Origin of the sequence: Acinetobacter sp. YH12116 (assembly GCF_013418895.1) — a bacterium.
In the GTDB taxonomy this organism is placed as follows: Bacteria; Pseudomonadota; Gammaproteobacteria; order Pseudomonadales; family Moraxellaceae; genus Acinetobacter; species Acinetobacter indicus.
Genome location: NZ_VPBE01000010.1, coordinates 80,953 through 98,351, shown reverse-complemented (window position 1 = coordinate 98,351; position 17,399 = coordinate 80,953). Strand labels below are relative to the sequence as shown.

At 41.2% G+C, this 17,399-nt stretch carries 11 protein-coding genes; 1 reads left to right on the top strand and 10 read right to left on the bottom strand.

Annotated elements, in window-relative coordinates; all coding sequences use genetic code 11:
• Positions 1-215 precede the first annotated feature (215 nt).
• The 5 genes from FTU54_RS08270 to FTU54_RS08250 all read right to left on the bottom strand — a co-directional run bounded on the left by FTU54_RS08270 (position 216) and on the right by FTU54_RS08250 (position 6,147).
• Positions 216-1,106 carry a LysR substrate-binding domain-containing protein gene (locus tag FTU54_RS08270; RefSeq protein ID WP_368775952.1) on the bottom strand — a complete coding sequence of 297 codons (891 nt, stop codon included), beginning with the start codon at positions 1,104-1,106 and terminating at the stop codon, positions 216-218.
• A gap of 53 nt (positions 1,107-1,159) precedes the next feature.
• Positions 1,160-2,512 carry an MFS transporter gene (locus FTU54_RS08265; RefSeq protein ID WP_180074635.1) on the bottom strand — a complete coding sequence of 451 codons (1,353 nt, stop codon included), beginning with the start codon at positions 2,510-2,512 and terminating at the stop codon, positions 1,160-1,162.
• A 54-nt stretch (positions 2,513-2,566) separates the two neighbouring features.
• Complete coding sequence (gene salA, locus FTU54_RS08260) at positions 2,567-3,856, bottom strand: salicylate 1-monooxygenase (RefSeq protein WP_180074634.1); 1,290 nt, start codon at positions 3,854-3,856, stop codon at positions 2,567-2,569.
• Positions 3,857-4,101: 245 nt separating this feature from the next.
• Positions 4,102-5,109: a Fic family protein gene (locus FTU54_RS08255; RefSeq protein ID WP_104472742.1), complete on the bottom strand. Its 1,008-nt coding sequence runs from the start codon at positions 5,107-5,109 to the stop codon at positions 4,102-4,104.
• A gap of 36 nt (positions 5,110-5,145) precedes the next feature.
• A complete protein-coding gene (locus tag FTU54_RS08250) occupies positions 5,146-6,147 on the bottom strand; it encodes a hypothetical protein (RefSeq protein WP_180074633.1) in 1,002 nt (333 codons plus the stop codon).
• A 103-nt stretch (positions 6,148-6,250) separates the two neighbouring features.
• Between FTU54_RS08250 and FTU54_RS08245 the strand changes: the two genes are divergently transcribed.
• Positions 6,251-7,135, top strand: a complete 885-nt coding sequence (locus FTU54_RS08245) for a competence protein CoiA family protein (protein WP_168399892.1) — start codon at positions 6,251-6,253, stop codon at positions 7,133-7,135.
• 172 nt (positions 7,136-7,307) lie between these two features.
• Here FTU54_RS08245 and FTU54_RS08240 read toward each other — a convergent pair whose 3' ends face one another.
• The 5 genes from FTU54_RS08240 to FTU54_RS08220 form a co-directional block, all read right to left on the bottom strand.
• Positions 7,308-9,158, bottom strand: a complete 1,851-nt coding sequence (locus FTU54_RS08240; RefSeq protein WP_180074632.1) for a DUF262 domain-containing protein — start codon at positions 9,156-9,158, stop codon at positions 7,308-7,310.
• Between the two features lie 153 nt (positions 9,159-9,311).
• Positions 9,312-12,557, bottom strand: a complete 3,246-nt coding sequence (locus FTU54_RS08235; protein WP_180074637.1) for a DEAD/DEAH box helicase family protein — start codon at positions 12,555-12,557, stop codon at positions 9,312-9,314.
• Positions 12,554-13,603 (bottom strand): YhcG family protein, encoded by a 1,050-nt coding sequence (locus FTU54_RS08230; protein WP_180074631.1) that lies wholly within the window; start codon positions 13,601-13,603, stop codon positions 12,554-12,556. Before FTU54_RS08230 ends, FTU54_RS08235 begins: the two co-directional genes overlap by 4 nt.
• Complete coding sequence (locus FTU54_RS08225; protein WP_168414846.1) at positions 13,600-14,979, bottom strand: restriction endonuclease subunit S; 1,380 nt, start codon at positions 14,977-14,979, stop codon at positions 13,600-13,602. Before FTU54_RS08225 ends, FTU54_RS08230 begins: the two co-directional genes overlap by 4 nt.
• Positions 14,979-17,264 (bottom strand): class I SAM-dependent DNA methyltransferase, encoded by a 2,286-nt coding sequence (locus FTU54_RS08220; RefSeq protein WP_180074630.1) that lies wholly within the window; start codon positions 17,262-17,264, stop codon positions 14,979-14,981. The genes FTU54_RS08225 and FTU54_RS08220 overlap by 1 nt, the downstream gene beginning before the upstream one ends.
• Between the last annotated feature and the right edge of the window lie 135 nt (positions 17,265-17,399).

Below are 17,399 nucleotides of genomic sequence, written 5' to 3'. Positions count from 1 at the left end.
TGTTCCATTTTAGAGATTTGTTTAAGATAAGATATAACTCATTGAGATGTGTCATAGTATTCGTCGTTAGAAAACAATTATTGTGACATTATTTCAATGAGTTATCTATTTTTGTCGTGTACAGAGAATATTTTTATATATTTATGATATCAATTTGAGTTTTATATTGATAGCTAATCTATATCATCTAACCGTAAAGTGAAAAGCTGCCCAAACTATAAAAACTGAAAAATTTTTCTTAAAGTTTGAATAAACCAGGTACGGGCTTCTAAATCATCATGATGGTTGTACCAGTTGGCACTGACATTAAAGGTTTTAACCGCAAAAGGTAATTCAAAAATATTGACGTCACTATTACGTTCATAGACGCGTGCTGCACGTGAAGGTAAGGTCACCAGTAATTCTGAATTAGTCACAACATCCTGTAATACACTGAAATGTGGCACTTCCAGCATGATATTCCGTTTCAACCCAAGTTCTTTCAGCCTTTGATCAATTTCAATATGGCCTGTAGAAGATTTAATCGCAGCATGTTTCTCGTGTAAATACTGTTCTAAACTCAATTGATCCTGAATACGTGGATGCTGTTTATGAGCAATACACATATATCGTTCTTCAAATAAATTGCGTGATTCAATCTTGGGCATCACGGTATAGCTGCTATTAAACACAGCAACATCCAAGAAACCTTCAATCAGCCATGCTTCCACTTGATTTGAATGAATTTCTTCAATTTCAACTTTTATAAAAGGTGCTTCTTTAGATAGATATTGAATCAGTGAAGGTAATAAACAGATCTCACCTAAATCGGACAGACCAAGACGGAAGGTCCGAGTTGAAGTTTTGGGATCAAACTGTTGTGTTGCTGCAATGGCAGTTTCAATTTCAGCAACTGACTGACTAAAACTCGGATATAAAATCTGGGCCAACTTGGTGGGTTTGACGCCAAATTTGTCGCGTTCAAAGAGTGGATCATTAAGAAACTTACGTAAGCGATTGAGATTGTAGGTCACAGAAGGCTGACTTAAATTAAGCCTTTCGGCTGCATGACTAATATTTTTTGTTTCGTAGATGACAATAAAAACTTTAATAAGACTCAGATCAATCAATTTTAATATTCCAATATCAATCAGGGAGGTTACCCTCCCTAAATCAATCTTTAAGCTTGTACAACCACAGGTTTTAATTTTTTCTGTTTCAGACGATAGTGAATCATTGAAACGCTAATCACTGCAATCATACATGGGATAGCCATAGCAATAAAATTATAAGTGAGCGGTAAACTCAAACTCAGCAACCAACCACATAAAATTGGACCTAAAATTGCACCTAGACGTCCTACACCCAATGCCATACCTAAACCAGTCGCGCGGATATTGGATGAGTAAAATTGTGACATATAGGCCAATAATAAAATCTGCCCGCCAATAGAAGCTGCCCCGGCAACTGCGATACAGATATAAAGAACAAAAGTCGGTAGACTGTAGCTGAGCAAGAACAAGGCAATCGCACCACTAGCAAATAAAGTGCATAGTACTTTAGCCAAATTAAAACGATCTGCGAGATATCCACCAAAAATTGCGCCTAGCATACCACCAATATTGAGTGCAAAAAGGAAGACTAAACTGGTGGATAAATCATATCCCGCCTCAACCATCAGTTTTGGTAACCAGTTGCCTAAGGCATAGACCAAAATTAAAGCCATAAATACACTGGTCCAGAACAGTAAAGTCACAGGACCACGATTCTCTGCAAATAGATCTTTCACTGGTGACTTAGATACAGCTTGATTCTCATGATGCAGGCTAATCTGTGTCTGGTTGTTATACGTGATACTGCTATCAATTTGTTTAAGGATCTGAAAAGCTTGTTCGGTTTTTTTGCGTCGTACTAAATAATCAATAGATTCAGGTAGCAAATACCAGATCACCGGTAACAGCAATAGCGGTAAACCTCCGATGATAAACATGATTTTCCAGCCAAATTGCGGCACTAACCACATTCCTAATAGTGCTGAACACATCCCACCCACTGCATAGCCACTAAACATCAGTGAAACGAGCGTGGCACGTAATTTTTTCGGTGCATATTCAGTCATCAGAGCGATCACATTCGGCATGACCCCGCCTAGACCGAGACCCGCCAGAAAGCGAAAGATACCAAAGCTCTGTGGATTAGTCGCATAGCCACATAACAAGGTAAAACCACTGAACAAGAAGATACAAAGCGCGATGAGTTTTTTACGGCTAAACCCATAGCTTTCTAACTTGTCACTCAGACTGCCAAAAATAATCGCACCAAACATCATGCCGAATAAGGCAACACTACCAAGAAAACCGGCGGTGATGGTATCTATTTGCCATTCCTTCATGAGTTTTGGCAAGGCGACACCATAAATTACCAGATCGTAGCCATCAAAAATAATAATCAGGGCACTCAGTAAAATCACACGCCAGTGAATCGCTTTCAATCGGGCATGATCTATAATCTCATTGGCATTAATACTTTGCATAACTGACCTCCCTGGTCGAAACATTGTGCAATTTTTTTATTTTAATTTATGAACTTAACCAGCCATTCTGATTTTCTGCTGTAGTTCTTTCTGCAACGATGTTGTAGCTGTTTCAATATCTTGTTCAAGTGAATGCTGCCATAACCAATCAAAGCGATGAGCTAAATGAGCGCCAATCTCCTCAAAACTCGGATATAGTGGTGAATAAAGTTCATAAATCTCACCCGATTCATGCGAGGTATGCTGAACTTTTACAGCACGCTCTAGACGTACTTCTTCATAAATTCCAGATACTAATTTGATGGTTTCACGCGTCAGCTGTGGATTAGCCAACAAATTAGCCAAGATTAATGCATCTTCCAGGCCTTGTCCGGCACCGGCACCTTGATGCGGTAACATGGCATGCGCAGCATCACCAATCACAATCACATTGTTTGTCTTATTTTTATAGGTTTCTAATGGCTGAATTTCATGCAGTGCCCACAGCGTTGGAGCTTCAATTAAATTCAATAATGCCTGACAGCTATCACTCCAGTCTGAAAAATCTTCGAGCATTTCCTGTTTGGAAACAGATTTTGTCCAAGGGGTATTTTCTGGCAAGACGGTTTGCGTACGGTCAGATTTAAATGCCACAATATTGATTTCTTCTCCCTGGCGAATTGGGAAAGTTAAGATGTGTTTGTCCTTACCCAAGAACATTTGCGGAACGTCAAATAACTCTGGATCATTAGCGAGTTCCTTGATAGCCTGCTGAAAATCCTTAAACTTAATAATGCCGCGATATGCCCATGTACCAGAAAATTGAGGTGTCACGCGTGGAAGTTGATGCGAATCTAAAACATGATTGCGTACTACTGAATGAATGCCGTCACAGCCGATCACATAATCGTATTCAACCTCTTGTCCATCCATAAAAGTAATTTTTGCCTGATCGGCAGTCGCATCAATGTGCTGTACGCGCTTATTAAAATGTACATTGGATAAAGGGACGAGAGGAATTAAAGTATCCAAAAAATCGGCACGATGTACAGAAGATTGACCTACTTTCGGTGCGACAGAAGCAGATAGATATTCATCTGTATAGCCATTCCGCCATTGGAACCAGATATCGGTATACGGTGCTTTTACTTTATCAGCAATACTTTCATATTCTTTGCCTAGACCCAATAGATGGATGGCTTTGACAGCATTTGCACCGAAAGAAATTCCTGCGCCAATTTCTGAAAATTGGGCAGCAGATTCATAAAGATGGACATCCAAGTGTTGAGCTTTTACCAATTGGGTTGTGAGTGCTAATCCTGCAATACCACCACCAATCACAGCAACTTTAATTTTTTTATTCATTTTAGTATTCCTTACTAATTTCCTTTGAATTCTTATCATTCCCCATTTTTTACTTTTAATCCAATTTATATTTTTCAACTTATACTATTTAATAATTTGATATTAATAATCAAGGCTACCAACACAAAAAATGAGCAAAATAGAAGAATTGCTGCCGTATAAGTGGGAGCTTGCCTGAGTCAAGTAGGCTTCACCGGATGCCTCCCCTTATCAGATAGTTTTGGGAATTTAGAGTTACTCCAATTTTACATTTTCTTTAATCTGTACTTTTGCTTAGGACTTTTTGGTTTATCAGGGATAGTACGCTCAATCAGCCCAGCTTCAATTGCTGGATTCAGATAGTTCTTTTGAAATGTAGCCCGATGAGACAACCCTAATAATGACATCAATTCAGCTAGCGTGTATTCATGTTTATCCATCAAAGCAACCAGGCGCTTAACTTGATCGCTGTCTTGTACGCCAACTTGATCGCTATCATGTTCGCTAGCTTGATCGGTGACTGTAGAACTTAGAATCGCATCCAAAATCATCTGCAATATAAACTCTATAAATGACGCTGAATCCGTCTGATCAGTACTGGCTTGCAAAGCATCGTAATAGGCTTTTTGATTTTGATAAATTAGGCTTTCAACAGGTATATTGGCAAAAATAGGATTCCACTGACTCAATATCAGTGTCTGCCAAAGCCTGCCCATACGGCCATTACCATCAGCAAAGGGATGAATAAATTCAAATTCATAATGAAAAACTGAGCTTTTAATCAATGGATGCTCTGGGCTTTCATCCAGCCACTGCAATAGCTCCCCGATTAAACGATTCACTTGGTTAGCTGGTGGAGCCATATGTACCACTCGATCGCCAGACATTACACCAACCCCACCATGACGGAATTGTCCAACTTCATCAATTAACCCCGTCATTAATATTTGATGGGCTTGCAATAAGTCCTGCTCACTGCTGGGTTTCCATTGTTGAAATGCCTCATAGGCTTTTATTGCATTACGGACTTCCTGAACTTCTTTGGGTGGAGCAATCACAGGTTTGCCGTTTAAGATCGCAGTAATCTGTTCTTCGCTTAATGTATTGCCTTCTATCGCAAGTGAGCCCTGAATGGTTCTAATTCGATTGGCTTTTCTTAGTTTTAATCCATCCTGAATTTGAGTCAGTACCGTCAAACGCCCTATAGACTCACTAATCTGAGCGACCAAGTGAATAATTTTTGAAGTAATCGTATAAGGCGGTTGATATTTCATGCTGTTTTCCATGCACTTACTACTGGCTGTTTGGTATTAAACCCCAAGATACTTCCCTTTCATAGCCACCCGATCAAAACTATACACATGGGCAAATGGACTCTCGACACAACGTCCAACCAATGGTGCATTTTGATATGGCTTCCCGTCTCTTAAAACAATATCTGCCGTACAAATCGGGCAAGTGGCTGTAAAGCGGGTAAATCGCGTGATTTGATTCCTCTCCTTATCTCTATACATCTCAATTTCAGCATCAAGTTCATTTAAAGATAAAAAGATCATCGGTGCTTTAATGACACGATGCTCTGGTAGGTTCCAAATCGGAATAAATTCATACTTCCACAGCAACCACGTAAAAAAAACGACTCCAAATAAAATCAGTAAATTAAATGAGGTAAAGCTTTGTCCTTCTCGAACCAGTACAAAAGCAACGACAATCAAATACAACAACCAGAAAATAACCGATGAAAAAATTACCGATATAAGAAATAGCCCTCGCAGACTTCTATTCTTCATTTCCCCATTTTTGAAAAAGACTCTATAAAACCATGAAATTTTAATAGCAGATGGCTCACTACGATGATACTCCACGAATTCAATATGACTAAATTCATCTGGCGCATCCGCTTGTTGATCTACTATTTCAAATCGTTTTTTTTCAATATCTAGCCAATACAATTTTTCGTTGCCTTTCCCACCTTTAGTTTCATTAGTTTTAACTACAGGGAAATAACCTAACTCCTGAAAAGGTTGATGCTCAGCCTGAATGATATTAGTGAGAACGATATTCAATTTTTTATCATCAATCCACTTTTGCAATTCCTTAGGGTCAATTTCATCTGCGGCTTGGGTGCTTCCTTCATATCGGGCTTTTAGCTTCCAACGGGTAAAGGTGACTTTTTCATCATGACCATTTTGCAGTGCATCTATTGAATCTGCACACATGACTTTCAAACATTCGTATGCCTTACCTGTTTGCAGAAAATCAGAGAGTTCATTTTGTAATTTTTTAAGAACTTGTAATTTATTATCAGTCACTTATACCCCCACATACCCGTATTCCACCCCTAAATACGGTGTTGGACAGATTAAAACACAAGCATAGTGAATGAGTAAATTAACTTCCTGAAGGAATTATAAAATGACCATGCTTATTGCTTTAGATGAAAATAAAAATTTGATCCATATTACTGATGCAGTTCGTGGACTTGCCTGTAACTGCACATGCTTTGAATGTGGTGAAATAGTTTTAGCCCGTAAAGGTGAAATCAAAGAACATCATTTTGCCCATGCCAGTAATAAAGATAGCTGTGCTATTCAACCTGAAAGCGTACTACATAAATATGCCAAACAAGTCATTATTGAATCTATGGGAGTACTGCTGCCTGAGGTTCCCAATTTAGACATTGAGGCAACCTGGTGGACATTCGATAAAATTATCCCTGAATTTCATCTAGGATTAATTCGCCCGGATTTGGCCTGTTATATTGATGAAGAACCGATTTTTATAGAAATTGCAGTGACCCATTTCATTGATGAAGATAAACTGAAAATCATTAAATCCATGAATGTTAAAACTGTTGAAATAGATTTGTCCGGGCTGCTCAATTCCGATTTGGTGATCCCCAGTAATGAGGCTAAAAAGCTAATTCTTGAGAGCTTGGAACATAAAACTTGGTTATTTCCAGCACTTCCAAAGCCGTGCCTAGTCGATTTAATGGGCAATAAAAATCAATCAGTTGAAGAAAAATCTGATAGCTCTACGGATTCAACTCAATTTCCCACGGCATCCACTTGGGAAGACTACCAATTCACCATTAATGGGATTTGGGTACATGCCCGTAAATTTTCTGGTGGAATGCTTTCAGTGAATTGCACTTATAACCCTGAAATTATTGCGATGTTAAAACAATGGCGTAATGAAGGTGGCGGTCGATATAATAACAAATACAAATCCTGGAATTATTGGCAGCCATTTTCAGAAACGGTATTGGAGCGATTATATCAACTGCATTCTATTGAATGAATAAAGAGCCATCTGCATTTTGATGGCTATTCAGAAGGGATCCACAGACATTTGAGGCAGCTTCACAATGAGGCTACCTCATGTCTAGGATCAGTTAAGTCAGCTGATCTTATTTGATTCTTGCAAACTGCCTGCTGCGACTCATCTCATATACCCTGACGTTAATTTTGAATTAAACTTCAACTAAGTTTTGCACTTGCGAGAAAAACTTATACTCATCTAGTCTTTGATCATTAATACGCCAAGCATCCAAAGCCAGATCTAGCAAAATTTTTTGACGTTCTACAATACTAATTTTATTCCAAGTTTCAAAAATATATTGCTTTGTATCTTTAAATTTATTGATCGCAGTATTTTTTCCAATCTCATATCGATGATCAAGCATATTGACCGTAATCAAATTCGATTTAGCATACTCATTCTGCTTTTGTTCAAACCAGTTTGTACTTAAGTCATTCATTTTACTAATAGCTTGATTTATCACACTTTCTAATAAAGTCACATTTCCCAGTTTATAAATTGTATTGTTATAATCAGCTTTATCTAGAAACTCTACGGGCAGAATATTGTCCTTAGGTGTTTGTGGAAAAATATGCTCGATTTCTAGTTTTTCAATTTGCTGTACGTTCAGTGGCATCCAATTCACCTGGGCACGCGCCTGATTTTCAATTTTTCCTAGGATAAAACGCTGACGATATTGCGGATTATAGGCATCATGACGGATATTTAAGAATCTAAACTTAAGATCATCTAATCGCTCTAAGAGGTAAGGCAACAGGGTCTTTTCTACAACTTCTTGGATTTCCTCAATCGTAGACTTCTCTCTAAAAGAGACGACCCAATTTGCAAATGAGTGTTCATTATTTTTACCCTGAATGCCTACAGTATTAGTCACAAAGTAATAACTCTCAATTTGCATTGCCAAATAGTTAATTGAATCTTTGCTCGCATTTTTTGCCAACGCCAACAATAGAACCAAATGCTGTCTAGATTTGTATTTATTTAAGAAACCAATATTGGTTACATTAGGATATTCACTACCGTCTCTTAACAGTTTGGTCGCATTCACTAAATCTGCATAGCGCTGTGCCATAAATTCAATTTCTTGTACCAATGCCACAGGGTGAGTTTCATATTTTAGTAATGCTTTACCTGCATTAGAAATAATCCATTTATAGATATCATCCTCACGCAGAATACCATCATGATAGCGTGCCATCATAAAGTAACGCAGGAATCGAAGCGGGTTTTCATCTTCTCCGCAGCGTTGTAAGGCTGCATTGATTTTTTTCCACGTTTCTTTAATCGTGACAAATTGATTTGGATTGGCTTTGCTGAACAATAGATTTTTTACCAAGTCCATAGCATTAAGTCCAACACCACGTTGGTTAATGGTTTCAAAGATTTTTAGCGCACTACTAATATCTTCAGACTCAATAATCACCAAGTCGATGTTATTAATAAAGTAACGTGTAAATTTGATTAAAGCTGCGACGCCGCGCTGTAATATACTCTCTAAATATTGATAAATTGCAGCATATGCAGCCTGCATTTTTTGAATGGATGCAGTGACCTCACCATCATATTTTTCAGCAACGATCAGCTTATTCAGGTAGTCTTTACTTTCCTCATACTGTAACTCTAAGCGTAATTCAGTTTCTTCTGTATCAGGTTCAAAGCTATAAAGGAGTTCTTCTACAATACCTAAATAGTTTTTCTGTTTTGCATCTAATTCTTGACGGGCTAATAAATCACGAATTGCACACAAGGTTAATGTGATTGTAGTCAGACGTTGCTGACCATCAATCACATCATATTTGTTCTTGTTTTTTACTACGATAATTGAGCCAATGAAGTAACTTTCTTGGTCATCAGCTTGTTCATCGTACTCATTATCGATATCTATTAGAAATTGTTCGACCTGATCATCTGCTTTCCAGACATACTCACGCTGATAATCAGGTACAAGAAAAAAATAGTCCTTTAATTTTTTAATAGATTTTACTTGTGCTTCGATTTTCATATTACCCCCGAAATTTGTTTTTAACCTTGAATTTAAATAGCTTTGTTGCAAAAACATTATGCAATATACTAATTTTAAAATTTTTCCATAAATCTCAAACAGAAAATAAATTTATCATTTTCCACCATTTTTATTAACGTAAGAAAATAAGTATCACCCGCTCAACATATCAAAAATCACCCGTGCAAATATGCTGGCCTTCGCCGGATCAGACAGTAACTGCATCATCTGTTCCTGATGTGCTGCACTGCTGCCCAGAATGGCATCATCCATAGCTTTCGGGAAATCACCCAGCATGGCCTGTTCACGGGTATTGTTGGCAATCTGCTTCATCACAATCTCATTCTCCGCCAGCTTGTCCCGTACCGTATAGGCATAGTTCAGCATGTCTTTATCAGTCAGGTTATCGGTGATAAACACATCATTCAGGCGTTCGATGATCTGTGACAGGAACTCTTCTTTCTTGTCACGTGGTTTGGCTGCACCCAGGTCATTGCCCGGCTCAAGCTGATTGTCTTCGGCATCTTCTTTCAGCTTGATGTCCTGCTGACGGATCTTGGACAGGCGGTAATGGCTCATGCTGACATTACTCAGATCCACCTCATCGTCTTTCGTTGCAGTTTCACGCAGCAATGGACGCAGGTTACGCGCATACAGGCTGAGCTTTTCCAGTTCTTTGTCATCGTAGTCCACGATTTGTGACATAAACTCGTAGAAACGGGTAAAACTGCCCAAGTCCTTTTTAAAGATTTCCAGCTTGTCTTTTTCCAGCTTGGCCTCTTTAAAGGCATTGTCGGCATTGGCAATCAGCACCGCATCATTGGTTTTCTTGCAGCGTTCCAGCATATCTCGGGTGGTGTTATAGGCTTCGATGGCTTGGCTATAGCGTTTCTGCCAACGTTCAACCGCAGGCTTGCAAATGTTACTAATCGCGGCATTGGATTTGTTCTTGGTAAAGAACGCATCGACAAACTGCTCGACTTCCGTCCACAAGAAAATCTTGCTGGCTTTCAACTTTTCAAACAAGTCAAAGATCTGATCCGGATTAGAGACATCGGCCAGTTCTGCGGTTTGATAATATGGCTGGAAGGCCGCCAGGATATCTTCAGGCTCGTTAAAGAAGTCCAAGACAAAGGTGCCAGACTCTGCCTTGCCCGGATAGGTCCGGTTCAGACGTGACAAGGTTTGTACACACTCCACCCCACCGAGTTTTTTGTCCACGTACATGGCACACAGTTTCGGCTGGTCAAAGCCGGTCTGGAACTTGTTGGCCACCAGCATCACTTGATAGTCATCGCTATCAAAGGCTTTACGCATTTCCCGTCCTTTTAGACCCGGGTTCATGTTGCGTTCGTTAAAGGTCTGCCCGACTAAGCCACTGCTGTCGGTATCCTTGTCATTAAACTCAACCTCACCGGAGAAGGCGACCATGGCCTGAATGGACTTGTAGCCTTGCTCAGACACGTATTTATCAAAGGCCAGCTTGTAACGTACTGCTTCCTTACGCGAGCTGGTCACTACCATGGCTTTGGCCTGTCCACCCAATAAGCCCATCACGTTATTTTTAAAATGCTCGACAATCACTTTCACTTTCTGGGAAATGTTGTGGTCATGCAGGCGTACCCATTGATTCAGCCTGATCTTGGCTTTCTTGGCATCGACCTGTTTATCGGCTTCTTCAATTTTTTGTTTCAGCTTATACACCACCTTATAGTTGGTGTAGTTTTTCAGCACATCCAGGATAAAGCCTTCTTCAATCGCCTGGCGCATGGAATAGACATGGAAGGCTTCCGGCTTGTTCTGCTTGGAGGGCGGTAGCTCAGGATTCGGCACGCGGCCAAACAGTTGCAGGGTTTTGTCTTTCGGCGTGGCGGTAAAGGCATAATAACTCAGATTGTTACTGCCCTTACGTGCGGCCACCACCGCATCCAGAATGTCTTCCGAAGACAGTTCGGCATCCTCTTCACGCTCTTCCAGCATCAACACTTCTTTCAGTTGTCGTGCCGTAGAGCCGCTTTGTGAAGAATGCGCTTCATCGGCAATCACCGCATAGCGTCGCTGTTTTAGGTTGGTGCTGTTTTCAATGGCACGCAACACAAACGGGAAGGTCTGAATCGTCACAATAATGATCGGCTGTGACGTTTCCAGTGCCTTGGCCAGTTTTTCTGATTTGGAGCCATCGCCTTCTTTGTTGTTGATACGTCCGACCACGCCATCGGCATGTTCAAACTGGTAGATAGTGTCCTGTAGCTGGGCATCCAGAATGGTTCGGTCAGTGACCACAATCACCGAATCAAACAGTTTCTGATTGTGCTGATCATACAAGGTAGAGAGCTGATGCGCGGTCCAGGCAATCGAGTTGGACTTGCCTGAGCCTGCACTGTGCTGAATCAGATATTTGTGTCCAGTACCTTCCTCTAAGGCGGCATTGATCAGTTTAGTCACCACATTCCACTGATGGTAACGTGGGAAGATCAGCAGTTCTTTTTTGTACTTGCGCCCTTCCCAGTCTTCTTTTTCTTCAATTTGCAGATGGACAAAACGTCCAATGATATTCAGCAAGTTGTCTGGGGTGAGCACTTCATTCCACAGATAGGCCGTAGCGTACTGATTCTGGTCTTCTGGCACATCATTGCCTGCGCCACCGTCATGCGTGCCTTTATTGAATGGCAGGAAGAAGGTATCTTCTCCGGCCAATTGGGTCGCCATATAGACTTCGTATTGACTCACGGCAAAGTGTACCAATGCGCCACGCTTAAACATTAGCAAGGGTTCAGGCTTGTTGGTTTCTGGATCTTTGGGCAAGCGGGTGCGTTTGTACTGCAACATGGCATTCTGCACCGCCTGTTTAAACTCGGACTTGAGTTCCAGAGTAGCAACAGGAAAGCCGTTAATAAACAATACCAAGTCAATACGCCATTTCTTGGCCTGTTTGCCCATGTCCTGTAACTCGGCAGCCGTAGCATACGGGCTATAGACCAACTCTGGCACAATGCGGCAGATGTTCTTTTTGTAATTGGCTAAGGTATCGGGATTTAGCGCATGTTCTGGTTTAAACTGACAGAGGAAAAAACGTGCGCTGCGGGTTTTCACTCCGTGACGCAGCACACCTAAAGTGCCATAGCTACGTGACTGTTCATCAGTGGCATTGATGTCGGCTTTCTTCAGCTGGGCAACCACGGCTTCTAGAAAATGCCGTTCGGTATCCTGTGGAAAGATGCGCTGAAACTTCTGCCAGTCTTGTGCTTGGGTATGTTGCACAAAATCCAGTACGTCCTGCTCATACAAGGCGGTTTCACGGTTGTAGCCTTGTGGCGTACCAAGTTGCCAGCCTTGAGCCAGCATCTGTTGAATAATATCGTTCTGGAAAATGCTTTCGCGGGTAGCATCCATGTTTATGATTCTCCATCGGCAAGCAAGCGTTGTTTAGCACGTTCCATAGCAAGTTGTAAGCGTTGTTCCAGGACTTCTTTGGGTGGCAAAACCGTCATGTATTCAGCCACATGAATATCCGAGCTTTCCAAGTCCAGCAATTCAATTTGCTCATGTTTTTTAGAAGTACAGAAAATAATGCCCAGCGGTGGGTTTTCACCTTCTTCCTGTTCGTATTTAGCCAGCCAGCGTAAATACAGTTCCATCTGGCTTTTATGCGAATGCCGGAATTTTTCAGTTTTCAGGTCAATCGCGACCAGTCGTTTGAGTTTGCGGTTATAAAACAACAGGTCAATGTAGAAATCATCTTCATCAATCTGAATACGCTTCTGGCGGGCAATAAAGGTAAAGCCTGAACCCAGCTCTAAAAGAAACTGCTCAATATCGCGCAAAATGGCATCTTCTAAATCTTTTTCCAAATAGCGGTCATTCAGATCGAGAAAGTCCAGAATATAAGGATCTTTGAGCAAGAGCTGCTGATGTACAACCCCTTGTTCCTTGAGCTGTTGCAATTCATGCAGAATGGTTTCGTCCGGTTTTTTGGAAATGGCGGTGCGTTCAAACAGCATTGAACCGATGCGTTCATCCAGCGTTCGTGTAGACCAGCGTTCCTGCACGGCCATGCTGAGATAAAACTCTCGTTTGATGTGGTCATCTATATACATCAGGGTTTTAAGATGCGTCCAGCTTAATTGTCCACGCACTGCATGGACAATGTTAATATCATCAAAAACTTCTGCAAATTTAACATAGTAGTTGAGCTGTGACTTTCCCCAGCCTCGGCCTAATTGCGCTGTCAGGGCTTTGGATAAATTGCCAATGATGTGTTGCCCATATTCTGCCCGCTCCCCTTTTAATATTGCCTGTCGGATACGTTGTCCCACCGACCAATACAGCAAGGTCAGTTCGGCATTGACGGCAATCGCGGCACGTTGCTTGGCAGCATGGACAAGTGAAACAATTTCTTGGGTCAGCTGTGGCAAAGCTAAGCTCGTTAAAGAATGATCACTCATGCGCTTAACTCCGTGTCTGCCTCAGCAACAATTGGCGATTGCCAGTGACGAACATCAATCTTTCCGGTGACTGCGGCTGAGATTAAGGCGGTTCGGCGTTCTTGCATGAGTTGAATTGCTGATTGCGCCTTATTTATCAAGTATTGATTTTTTATCAAGTATTGATTTAAGTATTTTGTGATAGCTATCTGTTCTGACAAAGGCGGTAAAGCAAATTCAAAATTATTCAAAAATTCTGATGGTACTCGTTTTAGTCCGCCTGCTCCTGTCATTGCACCTGTTCCCAATTCCATAAATTGGTCTTCTTGCAAACGATAGTATAAGAATTGAGTATTAACCTTATGATTCGTTCTCAACACATAAATTTCAGAAGAACCAAAACCAATTCCATTTTTTAAATCACTTGCAACGACCATATTTTTGTTCTCAAAACATGGTGTTACCTTAGCTAAAAGTAAATCACCATTTTTGAAATATGTATAACCGCCAATAACTTCAGAAATAGGTTTTTCTTCATCCTTAATTAGACTACCTAGTTTTAATTTCTCCATTGGGACGAAAGTACACAGTCGATTATCATTGCTTGATACTTCACTTTTCTTCGGTGTTAGTTCCGCAACATATTTAATTTTGGTTGTGTCCCAATGCTCCGGTACTTCCCCTAACCATGCCACACCCGAATCTTTCATCGGGACATTTGGATCAAGTCCTTTAGTCACGGCATGGCTAATCACCGCCTGACGTTTTTCTTTCAGCAGTTCAATCAGTTGTTGTTGTTTTTCAATCAGGTGATCGATTTTGGCGGTTTCATGGTCGAGGAAGTTAGCTATATTCTTTTGTTCATCACTAGATGGTAGAAAGATAGGAGAACCTTCCAACTTTTCAGCCGTATAATGAGCAATGGTCGCCTTATTACAAATGATATTAATAAAATCAGTAGATTTTAAGAATTTCATCCAATACAAAAAGTATTTTGAATTATTTACATACTTAGGACGAACACGGTTAATTGCATTCTGAATATAGCATTCTTCTAATTCACAATTCCAAATAGCTGATCTTCCTGCATCACCACCTTCACTTACTAATACGTCACTTTTTTGCAAAAGAAGTTTTTTACATTCATCAGGTGAAAACCACATTGATTCAACTTGATCAATATTTATTCCGTTAGGCTGAATATTCTGTGCTTTTAAATATAATTTAAGTTCATCTAAACTCGACTTCGGAGTGCTTTGCAGCATTTTCCCTAAAGTAACTAAATAACCATATTTAACTTGAGTAGCTAACCAATGACTTGGAATTTTCCCCAACCACTCAACCCCTGAATTCTTATATTCCGCATAGGCCTGATACTTTGCCGTTGTCTTAACCATTAAGAATGCACCTCTTGCAGAAGTGCCATAATTTCACGGCTGACCGCATCCAGATCGGCATCAATCTCGCTTAGGTCACGCGGTGGCTGGTACACGTAGAAATGACGGTTAAACGGAATTTCATAACCGACAATGCCAATCTCACCATCTTTCTCATCGCGCTTGTCAGCATTAATCCACGCATCAGGCACATGGGGCTGTACTTCACGTTTAAAGTAATCTTCAATCAGCTCTGTAGTGCTGACTTTTGGATTCAGTGCAATGTTCTCCGCATCACGCAAATCCCCATCCTGCACAAACTCCACCACTTTGCCTTTATAACTAAACTGGCCATATAATGGGTTTTCCGCCTGTTTCACGACCTTGTTAATCACTGGTTCTGCTTCAGGATTCTTCCAGGTAATGGCATCTAACAGCTGTTTCTTCTCTTTGGCATCCAGCTTGATGTCGGTTTGCTTGAGGGCTTTTTTCAGCACTTCATCAAACTGGTTAAAGTCATCAAACTGCTCAGTGCCAATCACCTCCTGTAACGCTTGCGCTTTTTCCATAAGGGCTTTCTGGAATAGCCAGATTTTGCTGTCCAGTACCTCTTTAATGTCTTTTTCTTTCAGCTCAGGGAACTCGGCTTTAATCAGGGCACGCACCTCAAGCGCCACGTCCTGCAACTGACCATAAGTTTCAGCTGTCCATGCTGTACCAAAGGCTGTGCCCAATTGCGCATCGATACTTTGCATCACGGCATTAAACGGTTTCGGGGCAAAGCGTAATGCAGCAATCGCGCTATCCGTGATCTGTGCCGATAAACGCAATGGACGTTCAATAGTCACGCGACGGTAGCCAAATTCATGGCTGTCAAAGATTTTGCTGGCAAATGGTTTTTGCTGTTCGGTTTCGCCATCCTGCGCCAAGGTATCTACCGCCACAAAGTCACCGTAATTTTGGGTAATGGTGGCAATTTCAGCTTCAGTCAGATAGTTACGTTTTGAACCCAGCGACTTACGCATTTTGGTACTGAGGTTTGAGGCATTGATCAGCTGTACCTTGCCTTTACGTTCAACGGCTTTTTTATTGCTGAGTACCCAGATATAGGTGGCAATCCCGGTGTTGTAGAACATATCGTTCGGTAAGGCAATAATGGCTTCCAGCAAGTCGGCTTCTAAAATATAGCGACGGATCTCGCTTTCACCACTGCCTGCACTACCGGTAAATAAAGGTGAACCATTCAGGATAATCCCGATGCGGCTGCCACTCTCGCTACTACTGGCATCACGCATCTTGCTGATCAGGTGCATCAGGAATAATAATGAACCATCCGATACCCGTGGCAAGCCTGCACCGAAACGGCCATTAAAGCCTTTGTGCTCATGCTCATCTTTAATGTCTTGTTCGATCTTTTTCCAGTCCACACCAAAAGGTGGGTTAGATAACATATAGTCAAATTTATCCAATGCGAGCTGGTCATTCGACAAGGTATTGCCCAGTTTGATTCGGCTTACATCCTGACCTTTAATGAGCATGTCGGCTTTACAGATGGCGTAGGATTCCGGATTGAGTTCCTGACCAAAGGCACGCATCACCGCATTCGGGTTCAGCTCATGCAGATATTCCATACCGGAAGAGAGGAAGCCACCCGTCCCCGCTGTAGGATCGTAAATGGTACGGATAATGCCATCTTTGGTCAGTACATCATCATCTTCCATAAAGACCAATGCTGTAGTCAAACGTACAATGTCACGCGGGGTAAAGTGTTCCCCGGCCGTTTCATTGGAACCTTCAGCAAAACGACGGATCAGTTCTTCAAACACCAAACCCATGTCATGGTTGGATACGCTCTTTGGACTCAGATCCGTGGTGGCAAACTTTTGCACGACTTTATACAAAAGGTTGGCATCATCGAGGAGGCCCACAAATTCGATGAAGTTAAAGTATTCAAAAATCTCACGGGCATCTTTAGAGAAACTTTGCACATAAGTGCTCAAGTTGGCCTTGATATCACTCTGCCCCATTTTGCTGAGATCCATTGGGGAGGTGTTAAAGAAGGCTAGACCATTGGTGGCACGCAGCAATAACTTTTCTTGAGCTTCTTCTGGCAGATTCAGCTTGGAGACTTTTTCATGTTCTGCCAGTACCGCAGCCTTGCTTTCTTCCAGTACACATTCCAAACGACGTAACAAGGTAAATGGCAGAATGATGCGACCGTATTGCGATTGTTTGAAGTCACCACGCAGCAGGTCGGCAACCGACCAGATGAAAGAAGCGATTTGTGAAAAGTTATTGTTGGTCATAGTGTTCTGAAAAATCCTGGTTCTTATTTGACGCAGTAGCATCAACTGAAAACTTGCTTACCTTTATCTTACTGAAATTTTGTTGAACTTTTGGAAAAAAATAGTGATTAATCACTCAATTGATTTAACTAGGCG